Genomic DNA, 16,336 nt, shown 5'->3' on the forward strand with positions numbered 1-16,336 from the left:
CACCGATCGCAGCCGGGTCATGCTGCACGAGCGGGACGGGGGGCCCGCCCTCCGCACGGCGCGCCCCAGCGCCACTTCCGTCCCGTAGGAGTGCCCCTATGTCCTCTCGGCCCCTCAAAGCCGCCGTCGGCCTCGCCGCCGCCGGAGTCCTCACCCTCGCCGCCGCGCCCGCGCAGGCCGCGGACCCGAACCCGTTCGCCTGGGCGCAGCTGACCCCGACGTACACGGCGACCGGCCAGTACGCCTACGAGCCGTTGGCGCAGGCCAGCGGTTACCAGCGTATGAACACGTGCGTGCCCCACCTGGGCTACCACTACGTCAACCCCGAGTTCATCGGCTCGGTCGACCCGGCCGAGCCGGCGGTGCTGGTGTACGAGGACGGTCCGCGCAACACACGCAGGCTGGTCGCGGTGGAGTGGGCTGTGATGGACACGGGTCAGGAGACGCCGGAACTCTTCGGGCAGAAGTTCGACGAGGGTCAGCATCCCGGCTACTTCACGCTCCACGCCTGGATCTACAAGTCCAACCCCGACGGGCTGTTCAAGGGCCCCAACCCCACGGTCGTGTGCGCGACGGCGCCCTGACCGCCCACGCACGCGGGCCCCGGCTCCCACCCTGGGAACCGGGGCCCACCGTGTGAACAGCGCGGGTCAGCGCACGAACACCCCGGACTGGCCGGCCAGGTCGAGGAAGTACTGCGGCGCCACACCGAGCACCAGCGTGACCACCACACCCACGGCGATCGCCGTCATCGTCAGCGGCGACGGCACGGCGACCGTCGGCCCCTCCGGACGCGGCTCGCTGAAGAACATCAGCACGATCACGCGGATGTAGAAGAACGCCGCGATCGCCGACGAGATCACGCCGACCACGACCAGCGGGGCCGCGCCGCCCTCCGCCGCCGCCTTGAACACGGCGAACTTGCCCGTGAAGCCCGAGGTCAGCGGGATGCCGGCGAAGGCGAGCAGGAACACCGCGAACACGGCCGCCACCAGCGGGGAGCGCCGGCCGAGACCGGCCCACTTCGACAGGTGCGTCGCCTCGCCGCCCGCGTCCCGTACAAGGGTGACGACCGCGAACGCGCCGATCGTCACGAACGAGTACGCGCCCAGGTAGAAGAGGACCGAGGACACGCCGTCCGGGGTGGTGGCGATGACACCCGCGAGGATGAAGCCCGCGTGCGCGATCGACGAGTACGCCAGCAGCCGCTTGATGTCGGTCTGGGTGATCGCGACGATCGCGCCGCCCAGCATGGTGACGATCGCCACGGCCCACATCACCGGCCGCCAGTCCCAGCGCAGGCCCGGCAGCACCACGTACAGGATCCGCAGCAGGGCGCCGAACGCGGCCACCTTCGTCGCGGCGGCCATGAAGCCGGTCACCGGAGTCGGCGCGCCCTGGTAGACGTCCGGGGTCCACATGTGGAACGGCACCGCGCCCACCTTGAACAGCAGGCCCATCACGATCAGCGCGGCTCCGACCAGCAGCAGCGCGTCGTTGCCCATGGTGTCCGCGAGCGCGGGGGTGACGTCGGTGACCGAGCCCTCGACGACCTGCGCGATCGTGGCGTACGACATCGAGCCGGAGTAGCCGTACAGCAGCGCGATGCCGAACAGGGTGAACGCGGAGGCGAACGCGCCGAGCAGGAAGTACTTCACGGCCGCTTCCTGCGACATCAGCCGCTTGCGGCGGGCCAGCGCGCACAGCAGGTACAGCGGCAGCGAGAAGACCTCCAGGGCCACGAACAGCGTCAGCAGGTCGTTGGCCGAGGGGAACAGCAGCATGCCCGCGACCGCGAACAGCAGCAGCGGGAACACCTCGGTGGTGGTGAACCCGGCCTTCACCGCGGCCTGCTCGCTGTCGCTGCCGGGCACGGAGGCGGCCTGCGCGGCGAAGGAGTCGACGCGGTTGCCGTGCGTCTGCGGGTCCAGTCGGCGCTCGGCGAAGGTGAACAGGCCGACCAGCGCGACCAGCAGGATCGTTCCCTGCAGGAACAGCGCCGGTCCGTCGACCGCGATCGCGCCCATCGCCGCGACGCGCGCCTTGGTGGTGCCGTACCCGTCCGCGGCGAGCGCCACCACCGCGGCGAACGCGGCGGCCAGTGCGACGACGGACACGAACAGATGGGCGTAATAGCGGGATTTGCGCGGCACGAACGCCTCGACCAGCACCCCGATGATCGCCGCGCCCACGACGATCAGAGTGGGCGACAATTGTCCGTATTCGATCTTCGGCGCGTCGATCTTCGAGATCGGATCGGCCGCCGTTGTCCACAGGCTGTGGACGGCTGTTGCGCTCACTTGGCCGCCTCCACCTCGGGCCGGGGGTCCTGCTTCTGTACGTCGGACATGGTCTGCTTCACCGCCGGGTTGACGATGTCCGTCACGGGCTTCGGATAGACGCCCAGGAAGATCAGCAGCACGATCAGCGGGGCCACGACCACGAGTTCACGCACCCGCAGGTCGGGCATCGCGGCGACCTCGGGCTTCACCGGGCCGGTCATCGTCCGCTGGTACAGGACGAGGGTGTACAGCGCGGCGAGCACGATGCCGAAGGTGGCGATGATGCCGACCACCGGGTACTCGGCGAACGTGCCGACCAACACCAGGAACTCACTGACGAACGGGGCGAGTCCGGGCAGCGACAGCGTCGCCAGACCGCCGATCAGGAAGGTGCCGGCGAGCACCGGGGCGACCTTCTGCACACCGCCGTAGTCGGCGATGAGCCGTGAGCCGCGCCGCGAGATCAGGAAGCCCGCGACCAGCATCAGCGCGGCCGTCGAGATGCCGTGGTTGACCATGTAGAGGGTCGCGCCGGACTGGCCCTGGCTGGTCATCGCGAAGATGCCCATGATGATGAAGCCGAAGTGCGAGATCGACGCGTACGCCACCAGGCGCTTGATGTCCCGCTGGCCGACCGCGAGCAGAGCACCGTAGACGATGCTGATGAGCGCGAGGACCAGGATCGCGGGCGTCGCCCACTTGCTCGCCTCCGGGAACAGCTGGAGGCAGAAGCGGAGCATCGCGAAGGTGCCCACCTTGTCGACGACCGCGGTGATGAGGACGGCGACCGGGGCGGTGGCCTCCCCCATCGCGTTGGGCAGCCAGGTGTGCAGCGGCCACAGGGGCGCCTTCACCGCGAAGGCGAAGAAGAAGCCCAGGAACAGCCAGCGTTCGGTGTTCGTCGCCATGTCCAGCGAGCCGTTCGCGCGGGCCTCGGCGATCTCGGTGAGGGAGAAGTTCCCGGCGACCACGTACAGGCCGATCACCGCGGCCAGCATGATCAGTCCGCCGACCAGGTTGTAGAGGAGGAACTTCACCGCGGCGTACGAGCGTTGCGTCGAGGCCGCCTCCTCGCCGTGCTCGTGGGCACGGTCCCCGAAGCCGCCGATGAGGAAGTACATCGGGATGAGCATGGCTTCGAAGAGGATGTAGAAGAGGAAGACGTCGGTGGCCTCGAAGGAGAGGATCACCATCGCCTCGACGGCGAGGATCAGGGCGAAGAAGCCCTGCGTCGGCCGCCAGCGGCGGCTTCCGGTCTCCAGCGGGTCGGCGTCGTGCCAGCCCGCGAGGACGATGAACGGGATCAACAGGGCGGTGAGCGCGATCAGCGCCACCCCGATGCCGTCCACGCCCAGCTCGTAGCGAACCCCGAACTCCTTGATCCAGGCGTGGGATTCGGTGAGCTGGTAGCGGTCGCCGTCGGGGTCGAAGCGGACCAGGACCGCGACGGCCAGGGCGAGCGTGGCCAGCGAGACCAGCAGGGCCAGCCATTTGGCGGCGGTGCGGCGCGCGGCGGGCATGGCGGCCGTGGCCACCGCCCCCACGGCCGGGAGCACCGCCGTCGCTGTCAGCAGAGGAAAGGACATCGGTATCAGACCGCCCTCATCAGCAGGGTCGCGGCGACGATGAGTGCCGCACCGCCGAACATCGAGACCGCGTACGACCGCGCGAAGCCGTTCTGCAGCCTGCGCAGCCGTCCGGAGAGGCCGCCGACCGAGGCAGCCGTGCCGTTGACGACGCCGTCGACCAGCGTGTGGTCGACGTAGACCAGGGACCGGGTGAGGTGCTCGCCACCGCGGACCAGGACGACGTGGTTGAAGTCGTCCTGGAGCAGGTCGCGGCGGGCGGCCCGGGTGAGCAGCGACCCGCGCGGGGCGACGGCCGGAACCGGACGGCGGCCGTACATGGCCCAGGCCAGGGCGACGCCGATGACCATGCAGGCCACGGTGGCGCCGGTGACCACGCCCGCGCTGATCGGCGCGTCGCCGTGGTCGTGCCCGGTGATCGGCTCCAGCCAGTGCAGGAAGCGGTCGCCGATGCTGAAGAAGGCGCCGCCCGCGACGGAGCCGACGGCCAGGACGATCATCGGGATCGTCATGACCTTCGGCGACTCGTGCGGGTGCGGCTCGGCGTGCTCGCCGCGCGTCTCGGCGGCGGGCTCCACACTGGGCTCGGCCGGGGACGGCGTCGGGGCGTTGCGCCAGCGCTCCTCGCCGAAGAACGTCATCAGCATCACGCGCGTCATGTAGAACGCGGTGATGGCCGCGCCGAGCAGGGCCACGCCGCCCAGGATCCAGCCCTCGGTGCCGCCCTTGGCGAACGCCGCCTCGATGATCCGGTCCTTGGAGAAGAAGCCGGACAGGCCCGGGAAGCCGATGATGGCGAGGTAGCCGAGGCCGAAGGTGACGAACGTGACCGGCATGTACTTGCGCAGGCCGCCGTAACGGCGCATGTCGACCTCGTCGTTCATGCCGTGCATCACCGAGCCGGCGCCGAGGAACAGCCCGGCCTTGAAGAAGCCGTGCGTCACCAGGTGCATGATCGCGAAGACGTAGCCGATGGGGCCGAGGCCCGCGGCCAGCACCATGTAGCCGATCTGCGACATGGTCGAGCCGGCCAGCGCCTTCTTGATGTCGTCCTTCGCGCAACCGACGATCGCACCGAACAGCAGCGTGACCGCGCCGACGATGGTGACGACGAGCTGGGCGTCGGGCGCCGCGTCGAAGATCGCCCCGGAGCGGACGATCAGGTAGACACCCGCGGTCACCATCGTCGCGGCGTGGATCAGGGCCGAGACCGGGGTCGGGCCCTCCATCGCGTCCCCGAGCCAGGACTGCAGCGGCACCTGGGCGGACTTGCCGCATGCGGCGAGCAGCAGCATCAGGCCGATGGCGGTGAGCTTGCCCTCGCCGGTGTCGGCGACCAGGCCGGGCTCCCCGTGCGTGCCGAGGACGGGACCGAAGGCGAAGGTGCCGAAGGTGGTGAACATCAGCATGATCGCGATCGACAGGCCCATGTCGCCGACGCGGTTGACCAGGAAGGCCTTCTTCGCCGCGGTGGCGGCGCTGGGCTTGTGCTGCCAGAAGCCGATCAGCAGGTAGGAGGCGAGACCGACGCCCTCCCAGCCGACGTACAGCAGCAGGTAGTTGTCGGCGAGGACCAGCAGCAGCATCGCCGCGAGGAACAGGTTCAGGTAGCCGAAGAAGCGGCGGCGGCGCTCGTCGTGCTCCATGTACCCGACCGAGTACAGGTGGATCAGCGAGCCGACGCCCGTGATCAGCAGCACGAACGTCATCGACAGCTGGTCGAGGCGGAAGGCGACGTCCGCCTGGAAGCCCTCGACCGGGATCCAGCTGAACAGGTGCTGGGTGACGGTGCGGTCCTCGGCGCCCTTGCCGAGGAGGTCGGTGAACAGCACCAGGCCGAGCACGAAGGAGACGGCCGCCAGCACCGTGCCGATCCAGTGGCCGACGGCGTCGAGCCGCCGGCCGCCGCACAGCAGTACGGCCGCTCCGAGCAAAGGCGCCGCGATCAGCAGCGCAATCAGGTTCTCCACGTGAGCGACCCCTTACAGCTTCATCAGGCTGGCGTCGTCGACCGAGGCCGAGTGGCGGGAACGGAACAGCGACACGATGATCGCGAGCCCGACCACGACCTCCGCGGCGGCGACGACCATCGTGAAGAAGGCGATGATCTGGCCGTCGAGATTGCCGTGCATCCGGGAGAAGGCGACGAACGCGAGGTTGCAGGCGTTGAGCATCAGCTCGATGCACATGAACAGCACGATCGCGTTCCGCCTGATGAGCACGCCGGTGGCGCCGATCGTGAACAACAGGGCGGCGAGATACAGGTAGTTGACCGGGTTCACTTGGACGCCTCCTCGGCCCGCTTGAAGAGCGGCGACTCGATCGCGGTGCGCTCCAGGCGCTCCTCGGCGCGCTGCTCGATGGCCTTGAGGTCGTTCAGCGCCTCCACCGAGACGTCCCGGATCTGGCCGCGCTCGCGCAGGGTCTTGCTGACCGTGAGCTCCGACGGGGTGCCGTCGGGCAGCAGGCCGGCGATGTCGACGGCGTTGTGCCGCGCGTACACACCGGGTGCCGGCAGCGGCGGCAGGTGCTTGCCCTCGCGGACGCGCTGCTCGGCGAGCTCGCGCTGGGTGAGGGCCCGCTCGGTGCGCTCGCGGTGGGTGAGGACCATGGCGCCGACGGCGGCCGTGATCAGCAGGGCGCCGGTGATCTCGAAGGCGAAGACGTACTTGGTGAAGATCAGGGACGCCAGGCCCTCCACGTTGCCGCCCGCGTTGGCCTGGCCCAGGCCGTTGAACTCCTTCAGGGAGGCGTTGCCGATCCCGGCGGCCAGCAGGATGCCGAAGCCGAGGCCGCACAGCAGGGCCAGCCAGCGCTGGCCCTTGACGGTCTCCTTCAGGGAGTCCGCCGCTGTGACGCCGACGAGCATCACCACGAACAGGAACAGCATCATGATCGCGCCGGTGTAGACGACGATCTGGACGACGCCCAGGAAGTAGGCGCCGTTGGCCAGGTAGAACACCGCCAGGATGATCATGGTGCCGGCCAGGCACAGCGCGCTGTGGACGGCCTTCTTCATCAGGACGGTGCACAGGGCGCCGATCACCGCGACCGTGCCGAGGACCCAGAACTGGACGGCCTCTCCGGTGGAGGTGGAGTAGGCGGCGAGCTGCGCGCTCATCGGCCGATCACCTCCTCCGAGGCGGGTTCGTCCGGGCCGAACGTGGAGGACGCCTCCTGCGGGGCCTCGCCCTTGGAGACGGCGACCTGCCGCTCCGTGCCGGGCGCGGCCTCGGTCACCAGGCCCCGGTAGTAGTCCTGTTCGTCCATCCCCGGGTAGATGGCGTGCGGACTGTCGACCATGCCCTCGTCGAGACCGGCGAGCAGCTGCTCCTTGGTGTAGATGAGGTTGGCGCGGCTGGAGTCGGCCAGCTCGAACTCGTTGGTCATCGTCAGCGCGCGCGTGGGGCACGCCTCGATGCACAGGCCGCACAGGATGCAGCGGGCGTAGTTGATCTGGTAGACGCGGCCGTAGCGCTCACCGGGCGAGTAGCGCTCCTCGTCGGTGTTGTCCGCGCCCTCGACGTAGATCGCGTCGGCGGGGCAGGCCCAGGCGCACAGCTCGCAGCCGACGCACTTCTCCAGGCCGTCCGGATGGCGGTTGAGCTGGTGCCGTCCGTGGAAACGCGGAGCGGTGGTCTTCTGCTGCTCCGGATACTGCTCGGTCAGCCGCTTCTTGAACATGGCCTTGAAGGTCACGCCGAAGCCGGCGACGGGGTTCTGGAAGCCGGGCTTCGCCTGCCCGGACTCCTTGGGCTCCTCAGCCATCGGACGCCTCCTTTCCATCCAGCGATCCGTCACTGTGAGTATCGGGCCCACCACTGACAATCAGCTCCCGGTCCCGGCGCGAGCGGCGACGGGGTGCCGCCGGAAGCTCCTGTCCGGGCAGCGGCGGCACGGGGAATCCGCCCGCCATCGGGTCGAACGCGGCGGGTCCGGCGGGCGCCGCCTCGGTCTGCTTGCCGCGGTCGCGGAAGAGGTCCGCGACGAAGGAGAGCAGCAGCAGGACGAGCACGCCGCCGCCGACGTACAGGGCGATGTCGGCGAAGTCGTAGTTCTCGTTGCGCAGGGCCCGCACGGTCGCGACGAGCATCAGCCAGACCAGGGAGACCGGGATGAGGACCTTCCAGCCGAGCTTCATCAGCTGGTCGTAGCGCACGCGCGGAAGCGTGCCGCGCAGCCAGATGAAGAAGAACAGCAGCAGCTGCACCTTGACGGTGAACCAGAGCATGGGCCACCAGCCGTGGTTGGCGCCCTCCCAGAAGCCGCTCACCGGCCACGGAGCGCGCCAGCCGCCGAGGAAGAGGGTCACGGACACCGCCGAGACGGTCACCATGTTGACGTACTCGGCGAGCATGAACATCGCGAACTTGATCGACGAGTACTCGGTGTTGAAGCCGCCGACCAGGTCGCCCTCGGACTCGGGCATGTCGAACGGCGCCCGGTTGGTCTCACCGACCATGGTCACGATGTAGATGACGAACGACACCGGCAGCAGCACGATGTACCAGCGGTCCGCCTGCTGCTCGACGATCGTCGACGTCGACATCGACCCCGAGTAGAGGAACACCGACGCGAAGGCGGCGCCCATCGCGATCTCGTACGAGATCATCTGCGCGCAGGAGCGCAGGCCGCCGAGCAGCGGATACGTCGACCCGGAGCTCCAGCCCGCCAGGACGATGCCGTAGATGCCGACCGAGGCGACCGCGAGGATGTAGAGCATCGCGATCGGCAGGTCGGTGAGCTGCATCGTGGTGCGCGTGCCGAAGATCGAGATCTCGTTGCCGGCCGGGCCGAAGGGGATCACCGCGATCGCCATGAAGGCCGGGATGGCCGCGACGATCGGCGCGAGGACGTAGACGACCTTGTCCGCGCGCTTGACGATGATGTCTTCCTTCAGCATCAGCTTGATGCCGTCGGCGAGGGACTGGAGCATGCCCCAGGGGCCGTGCCGGTTGGGGCCGATGCGCAGCTGCATCCAGGCGACGACCTTGCGCTCCCAGACGATGGAGAACAGCACGGTCACCATCAGGAAGGCGAAGCAGAAGACCGCCTTGATCGCGACGAGCCACCAGGGGTCGCGGCCGAACAGGGAGAGGTCTTCGGCGGCGAGGTACCAGCTCATGACTCCACCTCCTTGGGGGCCTCGGCGGCGAGGGTCGCCGGACCGATGCGGACGAGGGAGCCGGGCTGCACCCCGGCGTCGGAGGCCACGCCCCGGCCGGTGGAGTTCAGCGGGAGCCACACCACGCGGTCGGGCATCTCGGTGATCTCCAGGGGCAGTTCGACGGTGCCGGAGGGGCCGGTGACGGTCAGGACGTCGCCGTCCTTCACGCCCGCCTCGACGGCCGTGGCCGCCGACAGACGCGCGTGTGCCGCGTGCCGTGTCCCGGCGAGCGCCTCGTCGCCCTGCTGCAGGACGCCCTGGTCCAGCAGCAGCCGGTGCCCGGCCAGCACGGCCTCCCCGGCGGCGGGCCGGGGCAGCACGCCCCCGGTCTCCAGCGGCTCGGTGGCCCGCGGCCCGTCCCAGGCGCCGAGCCGGTCCAGCTCCGCGCGCGTGGTGCGCAGATCCGGCAGGCCCAGGTGTACGTCCATGGCGTCGGCCAGCATCTGCAGCACGCGCGCGTCGGCGGGAGCCAGGCGGCGGGTCATCTGGTCGGGCTTGAGGGCGGCCTCGAAGAAGCGCACCCGGCCCTCCCAGTTGAGGAAGCTGCCGGCCTTCTCGGCGACCGCCGCGACCGGCAGCACCACGTCGGCGTGCTCGGTGACCTCGCTGGGCCGCTGTTCGAGCGACACCAGGAAGCCGACCTCGGCGAGTGCCTCACGCGCGCGTGCCGGGTCGGGCAGGTCGGCGACCTCCACGCCCGCCACCAGCAGCGCCCGCAGCTCGCCGGAGGCCGCGGCCTCGACGATCTGTCCGGTGTCACGGCCGTAGCGGTGCGGGAGTTCGGCGACGCCCCAGGCGGCCGCCACCTCCTCACGCGCGCGTGGGTCGGTGGCCGGACGGCCGCCCGGCAGCAGCGACGGCAGCGCGCCCGCCTCGATCGCGCCGCGCTCACCGGCCCGGCGCGGGATCCACGCCAGCCGCGCGCCGGTCGCGGAGGCGGCCCGCACGGCGGCGGTGAGCCCGCCCGCGACGGCCGCGAGGCGTTCGCCGACCAGGATCACGGCGCCCTCGGTGCGCAGCGCCTCGGCGCACAGCCCGCCCGGCTCCTCCAGTCCGACGCCGCCCGCGAGCGCGTCCAGCCACTCGGTCTCGGTGCCGGGAGCGGCCGGCAGCAGTGTGCCGCCCGCCTTCTGCAGTCCGCGTGTGGCGTGCGTGGCCAGCGCGAACACCCGCTGGCCGTGCTTGCGCCAGGCCTTGCGCAGCCGCAGGAAGACGCCGGGCGCCTCCTCCTCGGCCTCGAACCCGACCAGCAGGACGGCGGGCGCCTTCTCCAGCGAGGTGTACGTGACGCCCGTACCGTCGAGGTCGCGGCCACGGCCGGCGACCCGCGCGGCGAGGAAGTCGGTCTCCTCGCTGCTGTGCACCCGCGCGCGGAAGTCGATGTCGTTGGTGTCGAGCGCCACGCGCGTGAACTTGCTGTACGCGTACGCGTCCTCGATGGTCAGCCGGCCGCCCGTGAGCACGCCGGTGCGGCCTCGGGCTGCCAGCAGGCCCTCGGCCGCGGCCTGGAGCGCCTCCGGCCAGGAGGCGGGGGCGAGTTCACCGTCGGCACCTCGTACGAGCGGCGTCTCCAGCCGGTCGCGCAGCTGCGCGTACCGGAACGCGAAGCGGCCCTTGTCGCAGATCCACTCCTCGTTGACCTCGGGGTCCGGGGACGCCATGCGCCGCATGACCTTGCCGCGCCGGTGGTCGGTGCGTGTGGCGCAGCCGCCGGAGCAGTGCTCGCACACCGAGTGCGAGGAGACGAGGTCGAAGGGGCGGGAGCGGAACCGGTACGCCGCCGAGGTGAGCGCGCCGACGGGGCAGATCTGGATGGTGTTGCCGGAGAAGTACGACTCGAAGGGGTCGCCCTCGCCGGTGCCGACCTGCTGGAGCGCGCCCCGCTCGATCAGCTCGATCATCGGGTCGCCCGCGACCTGGTTGGAGAAGCGGGTGCAGCGCGCGCACAGCACACAGCGCTCGCGGTCAAGCAGCACCTGGGTGGAGATCGGCACCGGCTTCTCGTAGGTCCGCTTCTTTCCTTCGAAGCGGGACTCTGCCTGGCCGTGGGACATGGCCTGGTTCTGCAGCGGGCACTCGCCGCCCTTGTCGCAGACCGGGCAGTCCAGCGGGTGGTTGATGAGGAGCAGCTCCATCACGCCGTGCTGCGCCTTCTCGGCGACCTGGGAGGTCAGCTGAGTCTTCACGACCATCCCGTCCGTACAGGTGATCGTGCAGGACGCCATGGGCTTGCGCTGGCCCTCGACCTCGACGATGCACTGGCGGCAGGCGCCGGCGGGGTCGAGGAGGGGGTGGTCGCAGAAGCGGGGGATCTCGATGCCGAGCTGTTCGGCGGCCCGGATGACCAGGGTGCCCTTGGGCACGCTGATCTCGATGCCGTCGATGGTCAGCGTGACGAGGTCTTCCGGCGGGACCGCCGCCTCGCCTCCTCCGGAGGGAGCGCTGGTGGTCACTGTCATGCGTTCACCTCCGTACGGTCGGCCCAGGCCGTCGACTTGGCCGGGTCGAAGGGGCATCCGCGGCCCGTGATGTGCTGCTCGTACTCCTCGCGGAAGTACTTCAGCGAGGAGAAGATCGGCGAGGCGGCGCCGTCGCCGAGGGCGCAGAACGACTTGCCGTTGATGTTGTCGGCGATGTCGTTCAGCTTGTCGAGGTCGCTCATCACGCCCTTGCCGGCCTCGATGTCGCGCAGCAACTGCACGAGCCAGTACGTGCCTTCGCGGCAGGGCGTGCACTTGCCGCAGGACTCGTGGGCGTAGAACTCGGTCCAGCGGGTGACGGCCCGCACGACGCAGGTCGTCTCGTCGAAGCACTGGAGCGCCTTGGTGCCGAGCATGGAACCCGCGGCGCCCACTCCTTCGTAATCAAGAGGGACGTCGAGGTGCTCGTCGGTGAACATCGGCGTCGAGGATCCGCCGGGCGTCCAGAACTTCAGCCGGTGCCCGGGCCTCATTCCGCCGCTCATCTCCAGCAGCTGGCGCAGGGTGATGCCGAGCGGGGCCTCGTACTGGCCGGGGCCGGCGACATGGCCGCTGAGCGAGTAGAGCGTGAAGCCCGGGGACTTCTCGCTGCCCATCGACCTGAACCATTCTTTTCCGTTTTGCAGGATCGCGGGAACCGACGCGATGGACTCGACGTTGTTCACAACAGTCGGGCAGGCGTAGAGACCTGCCACCGCAGGAAAGGGGGGACGCAGCCGCGGTTGACCGCGGCGGCCTTCGAGCGAGTCGAGGAGAGCGGTCTCCTCACCGCAGATGTACGCGCCCGCACCCGCGTGCACGGTGAGTTCCAGATTCAGACCGCTGCCCAGGATGTTCTCGCCGAGGTAGCCGGCCGCGTAGGCCTCGCGCACGGCCTCGTGCAACCGCCGCAATACGGGGACGACTTCACCACGCAGATAGATGAAGGCATGAGACGACCTGATGGCATGACACGCGATGACAATGCCCTCGATGAGGCTATGCGGGTTCGCGAAGAGGAGCGGGATGTCCTTGCAGGTTCCGGGCTCCGACTCGTCGGCGTTGACAACTAGATAGTGCGGCTTTCCATCTCCCTGAGGAATGAACTGCCATTTCATTCCGGTGGGGAATCCCGCGCCGCCGCGCCCGCGCAGACCGGAGTCCTTGACGTACGCGATCACGTCGTCCGGCGACATGGCGAGCGCCTTGCGGAGTCCCTCGTATCCTTCGTGCCTTCGGTAGACGTCCAGCGTCCAGGAGCGCTCCTCGTCCCAGAAGGACGACAGCACGGGTGCGAGCAGCTTCTCGGGGCTGGTGTCTTTCAGCTCGGGTGCCAAGGTCATCACTCCCCCTCCTCGGCGGTGGGCCCTGCCGGGTGGGCGGGGTCGGATGCCGACGTGTCCTGTGGCGCATCGTGCGAGCTGAGGTGCTCGGACGGTGACGGCTCGTGCACCCTGTCCTGCGGCTCGTCGTGCGGTCCGCCGTCACGCGGGTGGACCACGCGCGCGGGTGCGGTCTCTCCCTTGGCCAGGCGGAGGCCCACCAGCGAGGCGGGTCCCGCGCTGCCGCTCGCCTCGACGGCCCCTGGCCGCTCGTCGGGGAAGCCGGCCAGGATGCGCGCGGTCTCCTTGAAGGTGCACAGCGGAGCCCCGCGCGTGGGCGAGACCGTCCGCCCGATGCGCAGGTCGTCCACGAGGCGCTTGGCGCTCTCGACGGTCTGGTTGTCGAAGAACTCCCAGTTGACCATCACGACCGGCGCGAAGTCGCAGGCCGCGTTGCACTCGATGTGCTCCAGGGTGACCTTGCCGTCGTCGGTGGTCTCGCCGTTGCCGACGCCCAGGTGCTCCTGGAGGGCGTCGAAGATCGCGTCGCCGCCCATCACCGCGCACAGGGTGTTGGTGCAGACGCCCACCTGGTAGTCGCCGGAGGGCCTGCGCCGGTACATGGTGTAGAAGGTGGCGACGGCGGTGACCTCGGCCGTGGTCAGGCCGAGCACGTCGGCGCAGAACTGCATGCCGGTGCGCGTGACGTGGCCCTCCTCCGCCTGCACGAGGTGCAGCAACGGCAGGAGGGCGGAGCGGGAGTCGGGGTAGCGGGCGATGACCTCGCGCGCGTCACGCTCCAGCCTTTCGCGGACGTCGTCCGGGTAGCCGGGCGCGGGCAGCTCGGGCATGCCCAGGCTGACGCCTCGCTCGGCTCGCTCCGAGGATGAGGTGGTCACCGGTCGACGCCTCCCATCACGGGGTCGATGGACGCGACGGCGACGATGACGTCGGCGACCTGACCGCCTTCGCACATCGCCGCCATGGCCTGAAGGTTGGTGAAGGACGGGTCACGGAAGTGGACCCGGTAGGGGCGGGTGCCGCCGTCGGAGACGGCGTGTACGCCGAGTTCGCCCTTGGGGGACTCGACGGCCGCGTACGCCTGTCCCGGCGGGACGCGGAAGCCCTCGGTGACCAGCTTGAAGTGGTGGATCAGGGCCTCCATGGAGGTGCCCATGATCTTCTTGATGTGGTCGAGGGAGTTGCCGAGGCCGTCCGGGCCCAGGGCGAGCTGGGCGGGCCAGGCGATCTTCTTGTCGGCGACCATGACCGGGCCGGGCTGGAGCCGGTCCAGGCACTGCTCGACGATCCCGAGCGACTGGCGCATCTCTTCCACGCGGATCAGGAAGCGGCCGTAGGCGTCGCAGGTGTCGGTGGTCGGGACGTCGAAGTCGTAGGTCTCGTAGTCGCAGTAGGGCTGCGTCTTGCGCAGGTCGTGCGGCAGGCCGGTGGCGCGCAGGATCGGGCCGGTGGCGCCGAGGGCCATGCAGCCGGCCAGATCGAGATAGCCGATGTCCTGCATGCGGGCCTTGAAGATGGGGTTCCCGGTGGCGAGCTTGTCGTACTCCGGGAGGTTCTTCTTCATCTTCTTCACGAACTCGCGGATCTGGTCCACCGCGCCGGGCGGCAGGTCCTGGGCGAGTCCGCCGGGGCGGATGTACGCGTGGTTCATCCGAAGGCCGGTGATCAGCTCGTAGAGGTCCAGGATCATCTCGCGGTCCCGGAACCCGTAGATCATGATCGTGGTCGCGCCGAGCTCCATGCCACCGGTGGCGATGCACACCAGGTGGGAGGACAGCCGGTTCAGCTCCATCAGGAGCACCCGGATGATCTTGGCTCGCTCGGTGATCTGGTCCTCGATGCCGAGGAGCTTCTCCACGGCGAGGCAGTAGGCGGTCTCGTTGAAGAAGGACGTGAGGTAGTCCATGCGCGTGACGAAGGTGGTGCCCTGCGTCCACGTGCGGTACTCGAGGTTCTTCTCGATGCCGGTGTGCAGATAGCCGATGCCGCAGCGGGCCTCGGTGACCGTCTCGCCCTCGATCTCCAGGATCAGGCGCAGCACCCCGTGGGTGGAGGGGTGCTGGGGGCCCATGTTGACGACGATGCGCTCGTCGTCCGCGCGGGCCGCGCTCTGGACGACCTCGTCCCAGTCGCCGCCGGTGACCGTGTAGACGGTGCCCTCGGTGGTCTCGCGCGGAGTTGCGTGCTGCGTGCTCATGAGTACGACCTCCGCTGGTCCGGAGCCGGGATCTGGGCGCCCTTGTACTCGACGGGGATGCCGCCGAGGGGGTAGTCCTTGCGCTGCGGGTGGCCCTGCCAGTCGTCCGGCATCATGATCCGCGTCAGGGCCGGGTGACCGTCGAAGACGATTCCGAAGAAGTCGTAGGTCTCGCGCTCGTGCCAGTCGTTCGTCGGGTAGACCGCGACGAGCGAGGGGATGCGCGGGTCGCTGTCGGGGGCGCTGACCTCCAGGCGGATCAGCCGGTTGTGGGTGATCGAGCGCAGGTGGTAGACGGCGTGCAGCTCGCGGCCCTTGTCGCCCGGGTAGTGGACGCCGCTGACGCCGGTGCACAGCTCGAAGCGCAGGGCCGGGTCGTCGCGCAGGGTGCGGGCGACGCGCGGCAGATGTTCGCGCTCGATGTGGAAGGTGAGTTCGCCGCGGTCGACGACCGTCTTCTCGATCGCGTTCTCCGGGAGGAGGCCCTGCTCCTCCAGCGCGCCCTCGAGTTCGTCGGCGACCTCGTCGAACCAGCCGCCGTAGGGCCGGCTCGCCGGTCCAGGGAGGCGGACCGAGCGGACCAGGCCGCCGTAGCCGGTGGTGTCGCCGCCGTTCACGGCGCCGAACATGCCGCGCTGGACGCGGATCTCCTCGCCGCCCTGACCACGCTGGCCGGGGAGGTTCTCGGCGGAGAGCGCCTTCTCGGGGTTGACGCCGTTCGCGTCCTTGGGTGCGTCGCTCACCGCAGCAGCCCCTTCATCTCGATCGTGGGCAGGGCCTTGAGCGCCGCCTCCTCCGCCTCGCGGGCCGCTTCCTCGGCGTTCACGCCGAGCTTGGAGGACTGGATCTTCTGGTGGAGCTTGAGGATCGCGTCCATCAGCATCTCCGGCCGGGGCGGGCAGCCGGGGAGGTAGATGTCGACCGGGACGATGTGGTCGACGCCCTGGACGATGGCGTAGTTGTTGAACATGCCGCCCGAGGAGGCGCAGACCCCCATGGAGATCACCCACTTGGGGTTCGGCATCTGGTCGTAGACCTGCCGGAGCACCGGCGCCATCTTCTGGCTGACCCGGCCGGCGACGATCATCAGGTCCGCCTGGCGCGGGGATCCGCGGAAGACCTCCATGCCGAAGCGCGCCAGGTCGTAACGACCGGCGCCGGTGGTCATCATCTCGATGGCGCAGCAGGCGAGTCCGAAGGTGGCCGGGAAGACGGACGCCTTGCGCACCCAGCCCGCGGCCTGCTCGACGGTGGTCAGCAGGAATCCGCTCGGCAGCTTTTCTTCGAGTCCCATGTCTTAAA

General features: G+C 69.6%; 14 protein-coding genes. 1 reads left to right on the plus strand and 13 read right to left on the minus strand.

Features of this window, described 5'->3' with window-relative positions:
- The first annotated feature begins 98 nt into the window (after window positions 1–98).
- A complete protein-coding gene (locus RKD23_RS15755; RefSeq protein WP_424854236.1) occupies window positions 99–584 on the plus strand; it encodes a hypothetical protein in 486 nt (161 codons plus the stop codon).
- A gap of 66 nt (window positions 585–650) precedes the next feature.
- Here the strand turns inward: RKD23_RS15755 and nuoN are convergent, their stop codons facing one another.
- From nuoN to RKD23_RS15820, 13 genes are read right to left on the minus strand one after another with little or no spacing between them, the layout of a single operon-like run.
- Window positions 651–2,300, minus strand: coding sequence for an NADH-quinone oxidoreductase subunit NuoN (nuoN, locus tag RKD23_RS15760; protein WP_424854237.1), 1,650 nt, complete (start codon window positions 2,298–2,300; stop codon window positions 651–653).
- A complete protein-coding gene (locus tag RKD23_RS15765) occupies window positions 2,297–3,868 on the minus strand; it encodes an NADH-quinone oxidoreductase subunit M (RefSeq protein WP_424854238.1) in 1,572 nt (523 codons plus the stop codon). Before RKD23_RS15765 ends, nuoN begins: the two co-directional genes overlap by 4 nt.
- Before the next feature lie 5 nt (window positions 3,869–3,873).
- Window positions 3,874–5,838, minus strand: coding sequence for an NADH-quinone oxidoreductase subunit L (nuoL, locus tag RKD23_RS15770; RefSeq protein ID WP_424854239.1), 1,965 nt, complete (start codon window positions 5,836–5,838; stop codon window positions 3,874–3,876).
- Window positions 5,839–5,850: 12 nt separating this feature from the next.
- Window positions 5,851–6,150, minus strand: coding sequence for an NADH-quinone oxidoreductase subunit NuoK (nuoK, locus tag RKD23_RS15775; RefSeq protein ID WP_053760538.1), 300 nt, complete (start codon window positions 6,148–6,150; stop codon window positions 5,851–5,853).
- The gene (locus tag RKD23_RS15780) at window positions 6,147–6,989 is read right to left on the minus strand and encodes an NADH-quinone oxidoreductase subunit J (protein WP_424854240.1); all 843 of its coding nucleotides are present in this window, start codon (window positions 6,987–6,989) and stop codon (window positions 6,147–6,149) included. Before RKD23_RS15780 ends, nuoK begins: the two co-directional genes overlap by 4 nt.
- Window positions 6,986–7,636, minus strand: coding sequence for an NADH-quinone oxidoreductase subunit NuoI (nuoI, locus tag RKD23_RS15785; protein WP_404043837.1), 651 nt, complete (start codon window positions 7,634–7,636; stop codon window positions 6,986–6,988). The genes RKD23_RS15780 and nuoI overlap by 4 nt, the downstream gene beginning before the upstream one ends.
- Entirely contained in the window at window positions 7,629–8,993 is a 1,365-nt protein-coding gene (nuoH, locus tag RKD23_RS15790; protein ID WP_424854241.1) for an NADH-quinone oxidoreductase subunit NuoH, read from the minus strand. The genes nuoI and nuoH overlap by 8 nt, the downstream gene beginning before the upstream one ends.
- Complete coding sequence (locus RKD23_RS15795) at window positions 8,990–11,494, minus strand: NADH-quinone oxidoreductase subunit G (RefSeq protein ID WP_424854243.1); 2,505 nt, start codon at window positions 11,492–11,494, stop codon at window positions 8,990–8,992. The genes nuoH and RKD23_RS15795 overlap by 4 nt, the downstream gene beginning before the upstream one ends.
- The gene (gene nuoF / locus RKD23_RS15800) at window positions 11,491–12,837 is read right to left on the minus strand and encodes an NADH-quinone oxidoreductase subunit NuoF (protein ID WP_424854244.1); all 1,347 of its coding nucleotides are present in this window, start codon (window positions 12,835–12,837) and stop codon (window positions 11,491–11,493) included. The genes RKD23_RS15795 and nuoF overlap by 4 nt, the downstream gene beginning before the upstream one ends.
- Window positions 12,837–13,715, minus strand: a complete 879-nt coding sequence (gene nuoE, locus RKD23_RS15805; protein ID WP_424854245.1) for an NADH-quinone oxidoreductase subunit NuoE — start codon at window positions 13,713–13,715, stop codon at window positions 12,837–12,839. The genes nuoF and nuoE overlap by 1 nt, the downstream gene beginning before the upstream one ends.
- Window positions 13,712–15,034 carry an NADH-quinone oxidoreductase subunit D gene (locus tag RKD23_RS15810; protein WP_424854246.1) on the minus strand — a complete coding sequence of 441 codons (1,323 nt, stop codon included), beginning with the start codon at window positions 15,032–15,034 and terminating at the stop codon, window positions 13,712–13,714. The genes nuoE and RKD23_RS15810 overlap by 4 nt, the downstream gene beginning before the upstream one ends.
- Complete coding sequence (locus tag RKD23_RS15815; protein ID WP_424854247.1) at window positions 15,031–15,777, minus strand: NADH-quinone oxidoreductase subunit C; 747 nt, start codon at window positions 15,775–15,777, stop codon at window positions 15,031–15,033. Before RKD23_RS15815 ends, RKD23_RS15810 begins: the two co-directional genes overlap by 4 nt.
- On the minus strand, window positions 15,774–16,328 hold the full coding sequence (locus tag RKD23_RS15820; protein ID WP_007383964.1) for a NuoB/complex I 20 kDa subunit family protein: 555 nt from the start codon (window positions 16,326–16,328) through the stop codon (window positions 15,774–15,776). The genes RKD23_RS15815 and RKD23_RS15820 overlap by 4 nt, the downstream gene beginning before the upstream one ends.
- Window positions 16,329–16,336: the final 8 nt, after the last annotated feature.

Origin of the sequence: Streptomyces sp. SAI-170, from assembly GCF_049739565.1 — a bacterium.
Classification (GTDB): domain Bacteria; phylum Actinomycetota; class Actinomycetes; order Streptomycetales; family Streptomycetaceae; genus Streptomyces.